The 17,786-nt window shown below is 62.3% G+C and carries 17 protein-coding genes; 2 read left to right on the top strand and 15 right to left on the bottom strand.

Annotated features, from left to right (window positions below):
• Positions 1 to 25: 25 nt before the first annotated feature.
• Together GQF02_RS00270 and GQF02_RS00265 are read right to left on the bottom strand one after the other, a co-directional pair.
• Entirely contained in the window at positions 26 to 874 is an 849-nt protein-coding gene (locus GQF02_RS00270; RefSeq protein WP_160794094.1) for a PP2C family protein-serine/threonine phosphatase, read from the bottom strand.
• On the bottom strand, positions 871 to 1,812 hold the full coding sequence (locus tag GQF02_RS00265) for a serine/threonine protein kinase (protein WP_124734689.1): 942 nt from the start codon (positions 1,810 to 1,812) through the stop codon (positions 871 to 873). The genes GQF02_RS00270 and GQF02_RS00265 overlap by 4 nt, the downstream gene beginning before the upstream one ends.
• 84 nt (positions 1,813 to 1,896) lie before the next feature.
• On the opposite strand from GQF02_RS00265, the gene GQF02_RS00260 reads away from it, so the two are divergent.
• Positions 1,897 to 2,763 (top strand): YicC/YloC family endoribonuclease, encoded by an 867-nt coding sequence (locus GQF02_RS00260; RefSeq protein ID WP_160794092.1) that lies wholly within the window; start codon positions 1,897 to 1,899, stop codon positions 2,761 to 2,763.
• Between the two features lie 44 nt (positions 2,764 to 2,807).
• Here the strand turns inward: GQF02_RS00260 and GQF02_RS00255 are convergent, their stop codons facing one another.
• The 13 genes from GQF02_RS00255 to GQF02_RS00195 form a co-directional block, all read right to left on the bottom strand.
• On the bottom strand, positions 2,808 to 3,665 hold the full coding sequence (locus GQF02_RS00255) for an NAD(P)-dependent oxidoreductase (protein WP_160794090.1): 858 nt from the start codon (positions 3,663 to 3,665) through the stop codon (positions 2,808 to 2,810).
• A gap of 27 nt (positions 3,666 to 3,692) precedes the next feature.
• Entirely contained in the window at positions 3,693 to 3,989 is a 297-nt protein-coding gene (locus tag GQF02_RS00250; RefSeq protein ID WP_160794088.1) for an EscU/YscU/HrcU family type III secretion system export apparatus switch protein, read from the bottom strand.
• Between the two features lie 135 nt (positions 3,990 to 4,124).
• Positions 4,125 to 5,120, bottom strand: a complete 996-nt coding sequence (locus tag GQF02_RS00245) for a flagellar hook-length control protein FliK (protein WP_160794086.1) — start codon at positions 5,118 to 5,120, stop codon at positions 4,125 to 4,127.
• Positions 5,117 to 5,497, bottom strand: a complete 381-nt coding sequence (locus GQF02_RS00240; RefSeq protein ID WP_160794084.1) for a DUF2802 domain-containing protein — start codon at positions 5,495 to 5,497, stop codon at positions 5,117 to 5,119. Before GQF02_RS00240 ends, GQF02_RS00245 begins: the two co-directional genes overlap by 4 nt.
• Before the next feature lie 32 nt (positions 5,498 to 5,529).
• Positions 5,530 to 5,856: a flagellar protein FliT gene (locus tag GQF02_RS00235; RefSeq protein WP_160794082.1), complete on the bottom strand. Its 327-nt coding sequence runs from the start codon at positions 5,854 to 5,856 to the stop codon at positions 5,530 to 5,532.
• Complete coding sequence (gene fliS, locus GQF02_RS00230; RefSeq protein ID WP_220789256.1) at positions 5,843 to 6,277, bottom strand: flagellar export chaperone FliS; 435 nt, start codon at positions 6,275 to 6,277, stop codon at positions 5,843 to 5,845. The genes GQF02_RS00235 and fliS overlap by 14 nt, the downstream gene beginning before the upstream one ends.
• A gap of 22 nt (positions 6,278 to 6,299) precedes the next feature.
• Complete coding sequence (fliD, locus tag GQF02_RS00225; protein WP_160794080.1) at positions 6,300 to 8,276, bottom strand: flagellar filament capping protein FliD; 1,977 nt, start codon at positions 8,274 to 8,276, stop codon at positions 6,300 to 6,302.
• Between the two features lie 242 nt (positions 8,277 to 8,518).
• On the bottom strand, positions 8,519 to 8,929 hold the full coding sequence (locus tag GQF02_RS00220; RefSeq protein WP_160794078.1) for a flagellar protein FlaG: 411 nt from the start codon (positions 8,927 to 8,929) through the stop codon (positions 8,519 to 8,521).
• 84 nt (positions 8,930 to 9,013) lie between these two features.
• Positions 9,014 to 10,486 (bottom strand): flagellin N-terminal helical domain-containing protein, encoded by a 1,473-nt coding sequence (locus GQF02_RS16130; protein ID WP_160794076.1) that lies wholly within the window; start codon positions 10,484 to 10,486, stop codon positions 9,014 to 9,016.
• 194 nt (positions 10,487 to 10,680) lie between these two features.
• Positions 10,681 to 11,868, bottom strand: a complete 1,188-nt coding sequence (gene fliB / locus GQF02_RS00210; protein WP_160794074.1) for a flagellin lysine-N-methylase — start codon at positions 11,866 to 11,868, stop codon at positions 10,681 to 10,683.
• A gap of 109 nt (positions 11,869 to 11,977) precedes the next feature.
• Entirely contained in the window at positions 11,978 to 12,709 is a 732-nt protein-coding gene (locus tag GQF02_RS00205; protein WP_160794072.1) for an S-methyl-5'-thioinosine phosphorylase, read from the bottom strand.
• A 171-nt stretch (positions 12,710 to 12,880) separates the two neighbouring features.
• Positions 12,881 to 13,318 carry a Holliday junction resolvase RuvX gene (ruvX, locus tag GQF02_RS00200; protein ID WP_124734674.1) on the bottom strand — a complete coding sequence of 146 codons (438 nt, stop codon included), beginning with the start codon at positions 13,316 to 13,318 and terminating at the stop codon, positions 12,881 to 12,883.
• The gene (locus GQF02_RS00195; protein ID WP_160794070.1) at positions 13,311 to 13,871 is read right to left on the bottom strand and encodes a YqgE/AlgH family protein; all 561 of its coding nucleotides are present in this window, start codon (positions 13,869 to 13,871) and stop codon (positions 13,311 to 13,313) included. Before GQF02_RS00195 ends, ruvX begins: the two co-directional genes overlap by 8 nt.
• A gap of 20 nt (positions 13,872 to 13,891) precedes the next feature.
• Here GQF02_RS00195 and smc point away from each other — a divergent pair, with 20 nt between their 5' ends.
• On the top strand, positions 13,892 to 17,599 hold the full coding sequence (gene smc, locus GQF02_RS00190; protein ID WP_456236731.1) for a chromosome segregation protein SMC: 3,708 nt from the start codon (positions 13,892 to 13,894) through the stop codon (positions 17,597 to 17,599).
• Positions 17,600 to 17,786 lie beyond the last annotated feature (187 nt).

Here is a 17,786-nt window from a genome sequence, read left to right as displayed (position 1 = left end):
TGGCCGGCCGCAAAAGAACAACGGATTACAGCAGGCTGCGCCCTGATGCCATCATCTCGCTCTCCAGTGCCGCCATCATGGCGTCGGGGATTTCCGGCGCATCCTGACTATCGACGACCCCGGCACCGCTACGCGACGCCGGCAGCAAGGTCATGGCGGCGACACTGAGATTGTCGCTACTGGCACCGCCCCGGCGCTCGGCCACCTGCAGCAAGGCCGGCACCACCTGCGTCAAGGCGCGCGCACTCAGTGCCCGTACCAGCTCGTGCTCGCGCATCTGCGACCATACGCCATCCGAACACAGAAGCAAGGTGGATCCCGCCGACAAGGACAAGGGGCCGGCCTGCCCGATCAGCGGGCTATCTGTCCCGCCCAGACAGCTATAAATGCGGTTGCGCTCGGGGTGGACCAGCGCCTCGTCCTCGCTAATCAGCCCCCTGTCCAGCAAGCGCTGCACGGTCGAATGGTCCTGCGTGCGCCAGCTCACCGCCCCGTGCTCCAGCAGATACAGGCGCGAGTCTCCGGCCCAGGCGCAATACAGCTTCTCGTCCTGAACCAGCGCCGCCACCACCGTGGTGGACGGCACTTCGGGAAAGCGCCGCGACAAGGCCAGACGCACCAGCGCATGCTGCACCTCATGCAAGGCATCCTGCAAAAAACGGGCGGGGTCGGCCAGACGCGGACGCGCAGCCAGCGCAAACAGATGGGACAGCGTATCGATCACCATTTGCGATGCCAGTTCGCCATGCAGATGGCCCCCCATGCCGTCGGCGACCGCCAGCAATACCGCCTCGCGCGAATGCAGCATCAGCACCCGGTCTTCGTTATACCGGCGTCCCCCCAGACTGCTGCCACCACTCCAGAGAAACTTCATGCATCCACCTCCGGGTGCAGCCAGGCACTCATTTTTTGCCACAAGCCCCTGGCCGGTGGCGGTGGCTCGGTATACGGGCTGTTCAGGCTTTTTTGCAGCTGCATCAGGCTGCCAGGCCGATCATCGACATTCAGCGCCATACACTGTGCCACCAAAGTACACAGCTCGGCGGAATAGCGCGTGCGCGCCTTAGCCAGCGCCGGCAGCGCATCGCTAGTGCGGACGGTTGCGGCCATGGGCGCACCAATACCCAGACAGGCATAAAGACAAGCCCCCAGACTGTAAATATCGGACCATGGACCCAACTTGCCCTTGGCCTGATGCTGCTCGGGAGCCGCAAAGCCCGGGGTATACATGGATACAAAGCGCTTATCCTGCTGCAAGGCATTCTGCCTGGCAGAGCCAAAATCGAGCAGGATAGGCGAGCCGCTACGGCGCAGATAGATATTGGCCGGCTTGATGTCCAGATGCAGCAAGTGGTGGCGATGCACCTCGCGCACGCCGGAAATCAGTTCGGCAAACAACTGGCGCAGCCTGGGCTCGGGCAAGCTGCCGCCCAAGAGTTCGATCTCGCGCGCCAGCGAGCGCCCGGACTTATAGCTCATCACCATATAGACGGTCTGGTTGGCCGGAAAGATATTGCTCACCCGCACCACATTGGGGTGATTAATACCCACCAGCACCCGCGCCTCCTCGAAAAAGCATTTCAGACCGATGCGGAAGGTATCGCGATCCAATTCGTTATCGACCACGACCCGATATTCGGCAGAGTGGCTGGCCAATGCCTGCGGCAGATATTCCTTGATGGCGAACTTGTTATCGTGGCGATCCAGCGCCAGATACACCCGGCTAAAACCGCCGGTGCTCAGTTCGCGCACAATGGTGTACTCGTCCAGCTGGAACCCTGGCGGCAAGCCGCCTTGCTTGGTTTGCGTCATCGCTGTTGTTATAGTGTTGTGGGCCTTGATGAAACTACACCATCCGGGCCCGGTTCCTGAATCAAAACCTACCGGAAGAAAACCATGATACTCAGCATGACCGGCTTTGCCGCCATTACCCGCGAATTTACCGGCGGAATGCTGGCGATGGAACTACGCGCCGTCAACCACCGCTACCTTGATGTCCAGTTGCGCCTGCCGGAAGAACTGCGCATCGTCGACCCGGCCTTGCGCGAACGCATCTCGGCCAAAGCCAGCCGCGGCAAGATAGAGTGCCGCGTCTCGCTCAATCAGGTCGACTCGCAAGTGCCGACCCTGGAGCTGAACCGCGACTACCTGCAAAGCCTGCTCGATGTCGCCGCCGACATCCGTACGCTGGCACCCGATGCCCGCGGCCTGTCTGTTGGCGAGCTGATGCGCTGGCAGGGCGTGCTGCGCTCCAATGAACTGGCACCCGAAGTGCTGCAACAGCTGTGCGTCGACTGCCTGGCCGAACTGCTGACCGACTTTAACGCCAGCCGTGCGCGCGAAGGCGAAAAACTCAAGCAAATCTTGCTGGACCGGCTGGACGGCATGGAAACCATCGTACGCGAGATCAAGCCGCGCCTGCCACAAATCCTCGATGGCTATATGGCCAGACTCTCCCACCGGCTGCAAGATGCACTGGGCAGCGTGGACGACGACCGCATCAAGCAGGAATTCGCCCTGTTCGCCCAAAAAATGGATGTAGACGAAGAACTCGGCCGTCTGGGCGCGCATATCAGCGAAGTGCGCCGCATCCTCAAAGCCGGCGGCCAGGCCGGCAAGCGCCTCGACTTCCTGATGCAGGAACTCAACCGCGAAGCCAACACCCTGGGTTCCAAATCGGTCTCGACCGAAACCACCCAGGCCTCGGTCGAACTCAAGGTGCTGATCGAGCAGATGCGCGAGCAGATCCAGAACATCGAATAAGCTCGCACCGGCAGCGAAATAGCGCTATCCCGCTGCCCCCACCATCAGTTTTTGTCCCACACCAGGCGCGCGATGGCCGACGAATCCAGTTCGCCATCGCCGCCTGCGACCAGTTCATCGATCAGCGCACGCACCCGCGCAGCAGCAGGCAAGGCGATGCCCAGTTCGGCGGCGGTGTCGAGCACGATGCCCATGTCTTTTTGATGCAACACGGCTTTGAAGCCGGGCGCGTAGTTGTCGTCTATCATGCGCTGGCCATGCACATCCAGCACCTTGCTCTGGGCAAAGCCGCCCATTAACGCCGCACGCACCGGCACCGGGTCGACGCCGCAGGCGCGGGTCAGCTTCATGATTTCGGCCACCGCGGCAATGCCGGCGCCCACCGCAATCTGGTTACAGGCCTTGGCCACCTGGCCGGCACCACTCTCCCCGATATGGGTGATGGTCTTGCCCATCGCCAAGAGCACCGGACGCGCAGTTTCCAGCGCGCCGGCCTTGCCCCCCACCATAATGGTCAGCGTGCCGGCAATGGCACCGGCTTCACCGCCCGACACCGGGCAATCAAGAAAATCCACGCCCTTTTCCGCCAGCGCGGCGGCAATCTCACGCGCGCCTATCGGCGAGATGGTGCTCATATCCACACACACCAGCCCCGGGCGGGCAGCCACCGCGACTTCGGCCATCAGCGCCGCCACATCCGGCGTGTCGGAGACATTGCTCACCAGCACATCGACTTCAGCGGCCAGCGCCGCGACGCTATCGGCCCAAGAGGCACCAGCATCCAGTAACGCCTTGGCCGACTCGGGGCGGCGCGCCCACACCGTCACGTCGAACCCCGCTCCCAGCAGGTTCAACACACAGGGCCTGCCCATGATGCCCAGACCGATATACCCTATTTTCATTTTAATTCCCCTTGAAATTATGAATTGTCATGATACCGCTTTGGGCGTTGCTGTGCCTGCTGCCTGCTGTTCCAGGAAATAGACAAAGGCCAATAGCTCGGCCACGGCGCGATACAGCTCGGACGGGATATGGTCATCCAGATTGACCTGCATCAACAGGTTCACCAGTTCGGGCGAATCGTGTACGAACACACCCGACTCACGCGCGCGCTCGATGATGCGCTCGGCCATCTGGCCATAGCCCTTGGCCACCACCTGCGGCGCGCTCTTGCCCTCCTGGTAAGAGAGCGCCACGGCGGAAGTGCGGGGGGTGTTTTTTTTCATGGCAGGGTTTCGTAATCAGGGTGAAACAGGAGAAACGCGGTAAACCAGTGCCACTGGTCGTAGGATGGGTGGAGCAAAGCGTAACCCATCAATGACAGGTGCCACACAGCGCAACCCATCAATGGTGGATGCTGTTTACCCATGCTGCTTGATATTCAGCGCCACCAGCGCCAGGCCGGCAGCGGCCAGACCATCCTCCAGCCGTGTGCGGTGGGTTTCGATCAGGGCGGCAGTGGTGTCATCCGCGTCCAGCGTCAGCTGGATCTGGTGGCCGACCAGACGCACGCGCGCGCCCAGACTGCCCAGCGCCGGTAAATCCAGATTCAGCCGCGTGGCCCACACCGGTATCTCGCCGCCACCATCGGCATCGCGCTCGCCTGCCGCTTCGCGTTCGATCTGCCATTGCGCCGCCTGCCCAGGCCAAGCTTGGGCGTTGACATTGAGCACGCGGCTTTCCAGCGTATCCAGCTGCTTTTGCAATACGCTGCCCAGCTCGGCCATCACCTGCGTACGCGCTTGCGGCTCCTGCTTCAACAGTTCGCCGGCTTGCGCCTGCGGCTGGCTTTGCAGCTTTTCCAGCGGCAAGCGTCCCTCGACCCAGGCTTTTTGCTGCGACTCGTAAAACACGCCGCTTTGCCTGACAGCCTGAGTGAGGCTTTCGGCGCGCGCCGACAGCGGCGCCTGCGGGTCGAGCAGCGTGGCCGCCTTGCCGGTGGCTTGTGGCGCGGCGCGCAGCAGGTCGGACAGATAGCGCGTGGCACTGCTCAGGCGTACGGCGACCGAATTGTTTTGTTCCGGCTCGCCGGCATCGGCCGCCAGCGCAAACGTCAGCGCCGGCGCAAGCGCGGCCACCTTGAGCGCAATCGACTCGCCCTTGACAGAGACGCCCGGCGGCAGTTGCAGGGTAAACAGGCCATTTTTGATCAGCGCGACCAGCTTGTTGTCCGGCAGGCGCTCGACCACACGAGCATTGACCGCCTCACCCAATAACAAGGCCGGGACTTTGCCCGGCACCTTGTCTACCGCAATCAGGCCGCGGCCGGCATCTTTAAGGAAACGGGCGTTATCCACCCGCGCCTGCCCCTGCGCCGGCAGACTCTGGCCTGGCGCATTACCCAGAGAAGGAATCATGAAGTCGAACTATTGCGGTAAAGGGAAACAATCAGCTCGGCCTCGCTGCGCGAGATGCCGCAGCGCTCGGCCACTTCGCCGGCCGACAGGCCATGGCGCGCCAGCTCGATCGCCTGATTGTAGGGAGAAGAAAGTTCGGATGACGGCGGCGGATCGCTGCGCCGCTTCAGCGGCTCGACGAGCCGCGGCGGCTCGACAAGCACCTGCGGCGCACGCGCGCTCAGGCCGTGGAGGTCTTTTTGCAGGCGGGTAATTTGCGCCTGCAACTCGATCTGGTGCGCGTCCGCCACCCGCACCGCACTACGCAAGCGGTACACCTGCCAGCCCAGCGCGGCCACGGCAACAGACAAACATGCAAGCAGCAGCCATATTTCCACTTCAACCTCCTGACGCGCCCAGCGCGGCTGCGTCAGGCGCCCTTGCTGTAGGCGTCCAGTACACGGCTGCTGGTTCGCAGATGATGCATTTCTTCGGAAAGCGTGTCGCGCTCCCATCCCATCAATGCACGCGACTGTTCGATATTAGCCTGAATGGCCAGCAGCGTCAGGCGCAGCGTTGCGTGCTGCGCGTCGTCCAGCTTCAGCGTGTCCACTGCGGGCAAATCCTGCTGCAGCGCAGCCAGTTGTTCCCCCAGCGAAATCGCCAGCGCCCAGTCCTCGCGTTCAGCGGCTTCTCGTGCCGCCTCGGCCAATGCGGAAAACGCCTGCCAGCGCAGCAGTGCGTCAGATGCCGGCATCAGCGGTCGCCTGCATCTGTGCTTCGGCGGGATTCGGCTTGCGGCCGATTTCGACCCAGGCCGAGCGCACCTCGTCCAGCAATGCACTGACTTCATCCAGCGCCGCCGCGTCATTGTCCAGATTGGCCTGTAACAGACGGCGGGTGCAATACTCGTACAAACCGGACAGATTCACCGCCAGCTCGCCACCTTGCGCAATATCCAGCGAATTGCGCAGCCCCTCATCGACAATCGACACCGCCTTGCCGATCAGCTGCCCCTTTTCCGCAACCTTTCCCTGTGCCATCTGCACCTTGGCCAGACGGATCGCCTGCAAAGCGCCATCAAACAGCATCAGCACCAGCTTGTGCGGGCTGGCCACCTCGACTTCGGTTTGCAGCGCCGAACTGCCATACGCCTGCTGCATTCTGCGGACATTCACACCGGTATCCTCTTCACTATGATTATCGGCTGCCGGACAATCCGGCCAACTGCTGTGTCAGAAAATTGCTCATATTGTTGTACTGCGCCAGCAGGGCATCCATGGCCGAAAACTGCTGCTTGTAACGCTTTTCGGTTTCCACCAGCCGGAGCTCCATTGCCTCTTGCTGCTTGGTCAGCCCCTTGGCCGACTCGCTCAGGCCGGTACTGAAGGCATCAATCGCACCGTCCTTTTTTACCAGACCTTCCAGCTTCTGGTCCAGGTCAAAGGCAAAGCCTTTGGTAAACGACACCGTACCGCGATTGCCGGTGACCCCGCCATTCACCGCGATGGTCAGCCCTTCCACCGGCGAACCGACCGCGCCGACCAGCTTGTTGCCATCGCCCTTGGCCGGATGACCACCTATGGTACCGGCCACGCTGTCGCCACCGGGGATACCGGCACCGGCAGTAAAACCGGCAAACTCGAGGCCGGACACCAGCTCAACCGACGACTCCTTGCCGGTCTTGCCCGACTGTATCGCCAGCTTGCCGCTATCCGGATCTACCGTCACCGATACCTTGCCGTCCTTGCCCAGCTTTTCATTCACGCCGGACTCGATCGCATGCGCAAGCTCGGCGGCTGACGCGTAGGTTTTCTTGGGCAGGGTGACATCCACTCCCTTGCCATCGACCTTAAGAGTAAATGTCTCATCCGCCTGTTGATCCAGCGACACAGGGGCTTTACCCGCCTCCTTGGTGCCGTTGAGCAATTGGGTGATCACGATCTCGTACTCGCCCGCCTGCGTCTTGCTGGAGCCGCCGACATAGGAGATGCCCGAATCCGAGGTGATGGCATCGGTAGCGAAGAACTTGGCGATATCGTCGGCGTTTTTCTCCAGCGCCTTGTCCAGCACCTTGTCGTCCAGCTTCATGGTGCCGTCCTGATTGAAGCTCAAGCCGAACTGCGATGCCATGGTATAGATACCACCATTGTCGCCGCCTTCGTTGAACGCCGAGCGGATCTGGCTCTGGATGGTGCGAATGATGCTGGCACCGTTGAGGACGCCGGCCGGGCGCTGCTCGCCCGGCTTGGGCGTCGCCTCCAGGTTGACAGACGACACATCCTTCAGCGCCTTCATCAGCTTGTTGTAGCCTTCAACCAAGCCCTCAAGCGACGTCTTGATGCCCGAGGTATCCTTGCTCACGCTCAGGCGCGCAGGCTCCTCATCCTTGTGCAGCTTCTTGAGGGTCAGCGTCACGCCATCGATGGCGTCTGTCACCGTGTTGCTCTGCTTGATCACCTCGATACCGTCGAGCAGGAACTTGGCATCCTTGGCCGCCTGTACCTCGGTCAGCATCGGCTTGCCGTCGGCAGCGAGCAGGGGGTTGCCGTCCTTGCCGTGCGTCGCAACCTGGTTGAGCGCGTCGTCGCTCGCCTGCACCTTGATCGTGTTCTGCGTACCGGTATTTTTCGATGAATACACCAGCTTGTAGCCCGAGCCATCGTTGACGATGCTGGCGTTCACGCCGACATCGGCCTTGTTCACCGCGTCGCGGATATCCTCCAGCGTCGCATTGGCCGGGATCGTCACGCTCTTGGGCGGCTTGCTGGGGTCGGCCGCAGACGAAAAGGTCAGCTTGCTTTCCGCGGCGCCGGTAATCGCCGACTTGGCGCTGGTAAAGTTGCCCGACGCCAGTTTCTGCTCCTGCGCCAACTGCTGCACCTTCACCGAGAACGAACCGGTCGGCGCCTTGCTTGAAGCGGAAATGCCGACATGGTCTTCCGAACTGGTGCTGCCCTTGTACGACACGAACTTGCCAGAATCCTGCAGCGCCTTGACCGCACTCTGAAACTCCGACACCGCACTCTTGACCTGCCCCACTGCAGATACTTTCTGCTGCAGCAGCGCTTCTTTTTGTTGCAACTGGTACAGAGGACGCGATTCAACCGCCATCAGGTTCTTGATCAGCCCGTCAATGTCCATACCCGAGCCCAGACCACCCACACTCAGCGCCATCTTGCGTCCCCTTCCCTTTCAACGACCCACATCATCCCATCCACTACGCCACCCTGCCTTGTCACAACACAAACACGGCGCGCTTAGAACCGACTCACAATCTCGCGAGCTAGCGCGAAACAAGACGAAAACGGCTGGGAGAGCGGAATAACCATACGGTACATACGCATTTATAAGCCGATTTTAACGCCGCAGCCTGCGCCCGGCAGATCGTGAACCAGCTCTTAGGCTTAGGCTTAGGCTTAAGCCTTGTCCTTGAACAGGACACCCACGATCTTGTCCAGGCTCTGCGCGATTTTCAGCATTTCTTCTGAAGGCATCTGACGGATCACCTGATCGGTTTCCTTATCGATCACCTTCACCACATCAATGCCGGTATCCTCATCGACACTGAACTTCAGCTCGCTCGAATACGCCGACACCAGTTTGTTTACCTTTTCCAGCGCGCCCTTGAGCGCCTGCTCGTCGGCACCGCCCTTCATCTGACGCCCGGCCTCACTACTACCCAACGCCTGCACTGCAGTACTGGCCACCGCCACGGTCGGCGCGCTGCTTTGCTGCGAGGACAGCGGCTGCGACCGGCTGCCCGGCTCGTTCTGTATCGGTGCGGCATAGCCGCCACCGACTGGCGTCATCGGACCCAAGCTTGTCATGATCTGTCTCCTGCAAGAAAAAACCCGGCGAGGAGGCCCCGCCGGGTTGCGTGTCTATCGTTCAGAAGCTGAAACCGGCGAAGCTTAGCGCAGCAGCTGCAGCACTTGCTGCGGCAGCTGGTTGGCCTGCGCCAGCATGGCGGTACCGGCTTGCTGCAACACCTGGTTACGGCTCATGCGTGCGGTTTCCGCAGCAAAGTCGGTGTCCAGGATACGGCCGCGCGACGCGTTCAGGTTCTCCGCGCTCGACTGCAAGTTGGAGATGGTGTTGCTGAAGCGGTTCTGCACGGCGCCGAGGTCGGCACGGCGGGCGTTCACGGTCGACAACGCGGCATCTATCACCTTCAGCGCATCATTGGCACCGGTTGTTGTGCTGATATCGATTTTATCGACAGACTGCAAACCACCGTTAAGCGAAGCGGCCGAAACGACCCCCTTGGACGCATCGCCAGTAACGTTAAATCCACTATTCGAGTCAAGCTTGATCGTGCCGGCAATCGTCGCACTATCGGTAGCTGCGCCGCCAGTCACGGTAACCGCCGTAGCAGCAGTATCTGCACCTGTGACCGTCATGGTCTTTGTTGCGTTTGTTGTGTCAAAACCAGCGATCTTGATATCCGCACCAGTTTTATTGGTCAGCTCGACGTTCCCGCTCTTGTCAAGGGTGGCGGAAATACCGGTAGTCGAAGTCTGAGAGTTGATCGCTTCGGCCAGCGCCTTGTAGTCACTGCCGGCAACCGAGGCAGAGATCGCAACAGCAGTGCTATTGTCCCCCGCCAGCTTGAAGGTAACTGTACCGTCTTTTATCGCGGAGAGAGTCGCTTTCGATTCTGCGGTAGCGGTCACCCCAGTAGAGCCGGTTTCCTTGTTGATATTCGCAGCAATCGTTTTGGCGCTATCGCCAGCAGTCACCGCAACCGCCTTGGTTGCACCGTTCCCGGAGATGCTCAGCGTATCACCAGTAACCCCGTTCGCAGGAACAGTCCCGGCTGCGGTGCCCTGAATGGCCTTACCGGTTGCAGTCCCCCCCATCGCAACCTGATAACTACCAATCGCCGTACCACGAACGCTACCAATCGATACGTTAATGGTCTGGTTGGCGTTGGCCCCGACTTGAAACTGTGCGTTGGAGAGCGTCCCGTCGAGGATATTCTTACCGTTAAACTGGGTGGTGTCGACCAGACGGTTCAGTTCTTCCTTCAACTGGTTCACTTCGGACTGGATCGCCTTGCGGTCGGACGCCGAGTTGGTGTCGTTGGCCGACTGCACCGCCAGCGTGCGCATGCGCTGCAGCATGTCGGACGCGGAAGTTATGCCGCCTTCGGCGGTCTGCGCCAGCGAAATGCCGTCGTTGGCATTGCGGCGAGCCTGATCCAAACCATTAATCTGGCTGCTCATGCGCTCCGAAATGGCGAGGCCAGCGGCGTCGTCCTTGGCGCTGTTGATACGGGCACCAGAAGACAGGCGCTGCAGCGAGGTCGACAGGGCGGACTGCGAACCGGACAAGTTGCGCTGGGCGTTGAGCGAGGCGACGTTGGTATTGATGCTCATCGACATGATGATGTTCCTTGTACTGGGTTATCCATCAGGCCCGCCACCCCGACCCCATGCCGGTGTGTAGCCTTCACCCGTTTTATCGTCCCCCCCTATCAAACCTTTAGGACTTTTTTATATTTTTTACCGGACATCATCCAGCCAGCAACGACAGACGCCAGCTGCCCCCCAGGAAAGAGCCCCGGCAGCGGCAAGGCTCACGCCGGCAGCACCCGCAGCCAGTGCTCGGCTTTGGTAAAGCCGGTCTCGTTCAACACCCGGACACTTTCGGACAGATAGGGCGGGTTATGCATCACCTCGCGATAGTAGTTGGCCAGCAGCTCGGCCTGTTCTGGCGCGGTCAGCGCACGGCCTCGCGCCAACGCGAGCCCCGCCCACCAGAAACGCAAGCTCAGGTATTGCGTACACAACAGCACGGTATTGGCAACCAGGGTCGATTCCGGTGCCAGCGGCGCATAGCTGCCCAGCGCATGGTTGTACAGCACCCGCCCCAGTACCGCGTCCATGTCCGTATCCGCCAGCGCGGCCGTGGCAGGTGTGCCGCTATCCCAGCCGGCGGCGGCTTCGTCAACCAGCTCGCAGTAGCGGCGCCGCGTCAGTGGCCAGCGCGTACGCAGACGGCTGAGCGCCGCCAGCAGCTGCAAATGCAGATCGTCGTCACGCTGCCACAAGACAACTGCCTGCATAGCATCGCCCGACGCCAGCAGTCGCTGCCATTCATCTAGTACCCGCTGAATCTCTAAATCACGCACGATACCCGTGGCTACAGGGCCGCCCCGCGCAGCGTCGACCGACTCGGCGATCAGCAGCAGCAAGCCCAGCCGCTGCCATAGCGGGATGTCCTGGCTACCCAGCACGCCAAGGTAAAGAACCCGTATATTTTCATTGAGCACACTTTCCGCCGTGGTACGCACCATACGCTGCCGCACCGTGCGCTGCATGATGGTCAACTCCACCGCGCCGGCGTCCTCGACCAGCAGGCGCGCCACCTCGGGACACGACGGCGACGCAGTCTGCACATATTGCCCCGCCGCTTCGATTGTGATGCGCGGGTAGGTCGCGCAGATATCGGGCAGCACCGCTTCGCCGCAACGGGCGTGCAGCCGGCACAGCCCCTCGCTACTCAGCAGCGGACAACGACCGTCGGCGCCGCCCACATCCAGCAGGCCGAAGTCGCCGCTGCCGCTCTTGCCCTGGCCGCGTTTGAGTGCCTGTGCGATCAGCGGCTTAAGCTCGGGGTCGCCCAGATTTTTCAGGCGCTTATAGCTATCGTGCTCGACCGGCACATTCCAGCCGTAGCAACAGGTATCCGGGCAAGTCGGCCCGAGACAGGAAAATTTGCCCAGATAGGCGGGCACCAGCATATCGCTCGTTGTTGTTTTCATCAGAAACTCCGCTCACCGCCAGCAGCCGGCTGGCGGCTTGATTGACTACTTTTAAGGCCGGTTTCTACCTGCGCATGGCGACTTAAATCCTCTACGCCATCGCTAATACTCACATCCGGCACAAGGTCTCGATCACCGCCCCCACGCTCGCCACGCCCTGCCCCAGCGCGGCAGGTTCGAATGCAACCTGCTCGGCCGACTCGCCCTTGCCCGCCGCCCAGTTCACCACCAAGCACAGATGGGCATAGGGAATATCCAGCTCGCGCGCCAGCGCCGCTTCGGGCATGCCTGTCTGGCCGACCATGTCGCAACCATCACCTTCCAACCGGCGGATTTCGGCGCTGCTCTCCAGTCTCGGCCCCTGGGTGCAGGCGTAAACCCCACCATCCATCAGAGCGATGCCGCTTTGCGCGGCACTCGCCAGCAGGCGGGCGCGCATCTGCGGGCAGTACGGACGGGTGAAGTCGGCATGCACCACCGGGTGGTCCGGACCTTCGAAGAAGGTGTGCTTGCGCCCCCAGCTGTAGTCGATGATGTCGTGCGGCAACACCAGCGAACCCGGCACCATATCGGCGCGTATGCCGCCAACCGCGCCGACCGCGATAATGCAGCGTACGCCCTGGCTATGCAGCGCCCACAAATTGGCGCGGTAATTGATTTCGTGCGGGGCAAACGAGTGGCCATAACCATGGCGTGCCATAAAAACCACACCTTGCGTGCCGATGCGGCCATAGGTCAGCGGGCAGGACGGCTCGCCATACGGGGTGCGGATCAGCTGGCGGTGTGTCACTTCCAGGCTTGGCAGGCTGGCCAGACCACGGCCTCCGATAATGGCGAGCATACGGTCACCCCTGACGGAATATTAAATTTTTTGGTATTGAAACACAGATGCATTTGACGGTATAGCCGCCAAGTCAAACGGAGGAAGGTGCTCTAAAAGATACGCAGCCCCACGATGTGACGCTGCGCTTTTCATCACGACCGGCAAGCTAAAGCTGCGCCGGAGCCGGCATCACGCCCGCTCGCCCACGCCCTCGAACCACGACTGCAAAATCGCCTGTGCCGCGACCTGATCCAGCGCGGGCTTTTGCTTGCGCCCGCGTAAGCCTGCGTCGTTGAGCATGCTCTCGGCCACTTCCGAGGTATAACGCTCATCCACCAAAAACACCGGCAGGCCGTAGCGCGCTTTGAGCCGGTTGGAGAACTTGGTGGCCAGACGGGTCATATTATGCGGAGTGCCGTCAGCATGGGTGGGCAGGCCGACAATCAGCGCTACCGGCTTCCATTCGGCCAGCAAGTTTGCGATGGCGGCAAAGCGCTCGTCAGTGACCAGCGTGTCGATGGTGATGAGCGGGTGGGCGATGCCAAGCAGGGTTTCGCCCAGCGCCACCCCGATGCGCCGCTCGCCAAAATCAAAGCCCAGCACGGTACCTGCGAGTTCTTCACGCATGACCGACATCCCCCGACAACAGCGCAGGGTCGAAGCCCAGCAAGGCGATGGCGGCGGCGTAACGCGCCTCGGGCGGCAGATCGAAGATGATTTTGCTGTCGGCGGCAACCGTCAGCCAGGCATTCTGGGCGATCTCCTGCTCCAGTTGGCCGGCTTCCCAGCCGGCGTAGCCTAGCGACATGGTCAGGCGCAGAGGGCCCGTCCCCTCGGATACCGCCTGCAGCACATCGCGTGAGGTCGTCAGCGCCAGCGTCTCGCTGATATGCAGGCTGGACTGCCAGTCGCCCAATGGCTCGTGCAGCACGAAGCCGCGCTCCGGCTGTACCGGCCCGCCAAACAGCACCGGGGCATCAGCCAGCGCGCCCGAGTCCAGTGTCAGCTCAATCTGGCTAAACAGCTTGCCCATGCTGATGCCAGAGGGCTTGTTGATGATCATCCCCATCGCACCGTGCTCACCGTGGTCGCACAGATACACCAGCGATTTGGCAAATAGCGGGTCGGCCATATTGGGCATGGCGATAAGGAAATGGTGGGAAAGGGTCAGGTCGCTCATGCCGACATTATGGGTAGGCAATGCGCGACGGGGCAAGCACGAAAGGCGATGAAGGCGGGACTCGGGACTCGTGGTTTCGGCCAGGTACACTCACATCAACACCGCAGACCCCGGTTCCCGGCTCCCAGATCCCGAAAAACGAAACCCGCCAGCCGCCCCGACTCCCTATTCCCCAATCCCCCTACGCCTCCCCCTGCGGTAGAATCGCCTCCTTTGCTCCGATTTGCGGGAACCACGTCTTGCGCCTTACCCATATCAAGCTCTCCGGCTTCAAGTCTTTTGTCGATCCGACCAATATCCCGGTGCCCGGGCAACTGGTGGCGGTGATCGGCCCCAATGGCTGCGGCAAATCCAATGTGATCGATGCAGTGCGCTGGGTGTTGGGCGAGTCTTCGGCCAAGCAGTTGCGCGGCGAGTCGATGCAGGACGTGATTTTCAACGGCTCGACCACGCGCAAGCCGGTCAGCCGCGCCTCGGTCGAGCTGGTATTCGACAATAGCGACGCCACCCTGGCCGGCAGCTGGGGCCAGTATGTCGAGGTGGCGATCAAGCGCGTGCTGACGCGCCAGGGCGAGTCCAGCTACTACATCAATAACCAGCAGGTGCGCCGGCGCGACATTACCGACCTGTTCCTCGGCACCGGCGTCGGCGCACGCGGCTATGCGGTGATCGAGCAGGGCATGATCTCGCGCATTATCGAGGCGCGGCCGGAAGAGCTGCGCGCCTATCTGGAAGAAGCCGCCGGCGTGTCCAAATACAAGGAGCGCCGGCGCGAGACCGAAAACCGTCTGCGCGACACCCGCGACAACCTAGAACGCATCGCCGACTTGCAGCAGGAGCTGACGCGCCAGGTCGAACGCTTGTCCGAGCAGGCCGAAGTCGCCGTCCAGTACAACGATTTGCGCGGCGCCCTCACCTTCAAGCAGAACCTGCTGGCGCTGGCGCGGCGCGAAGAAGCGGCGCGGCTGGAAGCAGCGGCGCGCAGCGAGCTTGCCCGCATCGAAACCGAAGAAGCCGCACAGGCGGCACTCTTGACCGAGCTGGACACCCGGCTGGAGACGGTGCGCGAGGCGCACTTTAGCGCCAGCGACCAGGTGCAGACGGCGCAGCAGGCGCTGTTTGACGCCAGCAGCCAGCTCACCCGGCTGGAAGAACAGCAGCGCCACCAAAGCGAAAACCAGAGCCGCATTGCGCGCGAAATGGGCGTTTTGCAAAACGAGCGCCAGACATTGGCCGGCAGCCGTGCCCAGATGGAAGCCGAACTGGATGAATGGCTGCCGCGACTGGAAGAAGCGCAGATGGTGCAGGAAGAGGCGCAGATGGCGCTGGAAGACGGTGCGACCAGTCTGCCCGAAGCCGAAGGCGAGTTTCGCGGCTGCGATGCCACGCTGGCCAGCCTCACCGCCAGCCAGGCCCAGCTCAGCCGCGAACACGAGCTGGCACGCCAGGGCATCCAGCACCGCCAGCATGCCTTGCAGCAAGTGGCCGAGCGCGAAGACGCGCTCACGCGCGAACTGCAGGCTTTGGCGCTGCCCGAAGCAGCGGCGCTGCAAGGCGCGGAAGACAAGGTTGCGCAGGCACGCGCCGCACTGGATGCGGTGCGCGCACGCGTGGCGGCGGACGAGGCCAAACTCGCCGATATGGCCAGCGAGCGCGAACACGCCGATGCGGCGCTCGCCAGGCTGCGCACCGAGCAGGCCCGCGCCGAAGCCGAAGCCGAGGCGCTGGACAATATGCTGCAGCGCGAAGCCGCCGGCGAAGCACTGGGCGACTATCTGGACAGCCAGCAGTTAAGCGACGCGCCGCAGCTGTGGCAGACGCTGCAAGTGCCCGAGCCATGGCGCATTGCCATCGAGGCGGTGCTGGACAAACGCTTGTCGGCGCGTGCCGCCGACTTGCCTGACAGCCTGCCGCCGGCGGCGCTGCAGCTGATCGACGGCAAGGCTGCGCCCCACGCGCCCAGCCGGGCACACCATGCCACGCCGCTGGCGGCGCATGCACGCGCGGCCGCGCCTTTTGATGCAGCGCTGAATCTATGGCTGGCCGGCCTGTATTGCGCCGGCACGCTAGACGAAGCGCTTGAGCGCCGCAGCGAGCTGGCCGGCGGCGAAGCCTGGATCACACCCGAAGGCCACCGGGTCGATGCACTCAGTGTCGCCTATTACGCCGAAGCCTCGGGCGCCGGCCTGATGGCGCGCAAAGGCGCGCTGGATGCGGCCCGCGCACGCAGCGCCGAGCTGGCGCCCCAAATAGACAGCGCAGAGAAAAAGCGCGAAGCCAGCGCCAGCATGGCCGGCATGCTGTCCGAGGCGGTGCGCGCGCAAAAAGGCGCGATCAGCCGGCTGGAGCAGGAACTCTCGGCAGTGACGCTGGAGCATGTGCGGCTGGATCAGGCCGCGCGCCAAGGCGCGGCGCGCCTGTCCGCCATCAATACCGAACGCGCACGGCTGCAGGAAACACGCACCCAGGCCGAGCAGGACATGGCCGAAATGGGCATGCAGGCCGAAGAGGCGGCGCTGACGCTGGAAGAGCTGACCTATACGCTGGAAGACGCCCGTCTGGCGCGCCTGAATGCCGAAACCGGGCTGGAGCTGGCGCGCAACCGCACGCGTGACGCCGAACGTCGCGTGCACGAAGCCAAACTGAATATGAGCACTGCCGAGCAGAAAACCGCCGAGGCCGGCCGCCGCGCACGCGAGCTGGCCGAACGCGAAGAGGCGCTGGCCGAGCGACTGGAAACGCTGGCACTGGAAGCCGAAACGGTGATCGAGGCCATCCCCGAGGACATGTTGCAAGAAGCCATCATGGCGCGCGAAACGCAGGAGCTGGCATTGTCGGGCGCACGCGACGCGCTTGCGGGCTTCACCGAAGAATTGCGCCAGCTGGCGCAACGGCAACAGGCGGTGGGCACCAGCTTGCCGGCGCTACGCGAGGCGCGCAGCGACTGGCTGCTCAAGCATCAGGAGGCACGCCTGAATATGGCGCGCTTTGCCGAAGAGCTGCTGGAAGCCGGTGCCGACGAGGCGCCGCTGCTGGAAGCCCTGACCGATGCGGTCAAGCCGAACGCGCTGGCCGCCGAAATCGCGCGTCTGGCACGCGCGCTGGAAGGCTTGGGTGCCGTCAACCTCGCCGCACTGGAAGAGCTGGCCGAGGCGCAAAAGCGCGGTGACTATCTGGCCGCGCAATGCAATGACCTGAACGAAGCGATGGCCACGCTGGAAGACGCCATCAGCCGCATCGACGGCGAAACGCGCGACATGCTCAAGACTACATACGATGCGGTCAACAGCAAGATGAGCGAGTTTTTCCCCACCCTGTTTGGCGGTGGCCATGCCGAACTGGTGCTGACCGGCGAGGATTTGCTGGATGCCGGCATCCAGATCATTGCCCAGCCGCCAGGCAAGAAAAACAGCACCATCCATCTCTTGTCCGGCGGCGAAAAGGCGCTGACCGCGATGAGCCTGGTGTTTGCACTGTTCTCGCTCAACCCGGCACCATTTTGCCTGCTGGACGAAGTGGATGCGCCGCTGGACGACGCCAACACTGGCCGCTTCTGCGAGCTGGTGAAGAAAATGTCGGATGCGACGCAGTTCCTCTATATCAGCCACAACCGCCTGACCATGGAAATGGCCGAACAACTGGTAGGGGTGACCATGCAGGAGCAAGGGGTGAGCCGCATCGTGGCGGTCGATATCGTCGAGGCGCTGAAGCTGCGCGAGCATGGTTGATCTGGCGCAAATGGCTTGTGCGCCCCGCAGCCGATAATCCGCAGCCTCAGCCGCACCTCCCCCTCATCCGGCGCTTTGCGCCACCTTCTCCCCAAGGGGAGAAGGAATAGGGAAAAGGCCCGGACTGACGACGCGCCGCGCCCGTTAGCAATAGACAAGTGCCGCTTGGCCGGCCATGACCGATCAT

The sequence above is a fragment of the Craterilacuibacter sinensis genome (assembly GCF_009831765.1).
GTDB classification, from domain to species: Bacteria; Pseudomonadota; Gammaproteobacteria; order Burkholderiales; family Chromobacteriaceae; genus Craterilacuibacter; species Craterilacuibacter sinensis.
Note: the sequence above shows the minus strand (reverse complement) of the source record. Positions and strands in the feature narration are given on the sequence as shown.

Bases quoted from the DNA above. Each gene is read 5' to 3' on its own strand.
- GQF02_RS00270 (WP_160794094.1), bottom strand. From the start codon at position 874: ATGAAGTTTCTCTGGAGTGGTGGCAGCAGTCTGGGGGGACGCCGGTAT.
- GQF02_RS00265 (WP_124734689.1), bottom strand. From the start codon at position 1,812: ATGACGCAAACCAAGCAAGGCGGCTTGCCGCCAGGGTTCCAGCTGGAC.
- GQF02_RS00260 (WP_160794092.1), top strand. From the start codon at position 1,897: ATGATACTCAGCATGACCGGCTTTGCCGCCATTACCCGCGAATTTACC.
- GQF02_RS00255 (WP_160794090.1), bottom strand. From the start codon at position 3,665: ATGAAAATAGGGTATATCGGTCTGGGCATCATGGGCAGGCCCTGTGTG.
- GQF02_RS00250 (WP_160794088.1), bottom strand. From the start codon at position 3,989: ATGAAAAAAAACACCCCCCGCACTTCCGCCGTGGCGCTCTCTTACCAG.
- GQF02_RS00245 (WP_160794086.1), bottom strand. From the start codon at position 5,120: ATGATTCCTTCTCTGGGTAATGCGCCAGGCCAGAGTCTGCCGGCGCAG.
- GQF02_RS00235 (WP_160794082.1), bottom strand. From the start codon at position 5,856: ATGCCGGCATCTGACGCACTGCTGCGCTGGCAGGCGTTTTCCGCATTG.
- fliD (WP_160794080.1), bottom strand. From the start codon at position 8,276: ATGGCGCTGAGTGTGGGTGGTCTGGGCTCGGGTATGGACATTGACGGG.
- GQF02_RS00220 (WP_160794078.1), bottom strand. From the start codon at position 8,929: ATGACAAGCTTGGGTCCGATGACGCCAGTCGGTGGCGGCTATGCCGCA.
- GQF02_RS16130 (WP_160794076.1), bottom strand. From the start codon at position 10,486: ATGTCGATGAGCATCAATACCAACGTCGCCTCGCTCAACGCCCAGCGC.
- fliB (WP_160794074.1), bottom strand. From the start codon at position 11,868: ATGAAAACAACAACGAGCGATATGCTGGTGCCCGCCTATCTGGGCAAA.
- GQF02_RS00205 (WP_160794072.1), bottom strand. From the start codon at position 12,709: ATGCTCGCCATTATCGGAGGCCGTGGTCTGGCCAGCCTGCCAAGCCTG.
- ruvX (WP_124734674.1), bottom strand. From the start codon at position 13,318: ATGCGTGAAGAACTCGCAGGTACCGTGCTGGGCTTTGATTTTGGCGAG.
- GQF02_RS00195 (WP_160794070.1), bottom strand. From the start codon at position 13,871: ATGAGCGACCTGACCCTTTCCCACCATTTCCTTATCGCCATGCCCAAT.
- smc (WP_456236731.1), top strand. From the start codon at position 13,892: ATGCGCGACGGGGCAAGCACGAAAGGCGATGAAGGCGGGACTCGGGAC.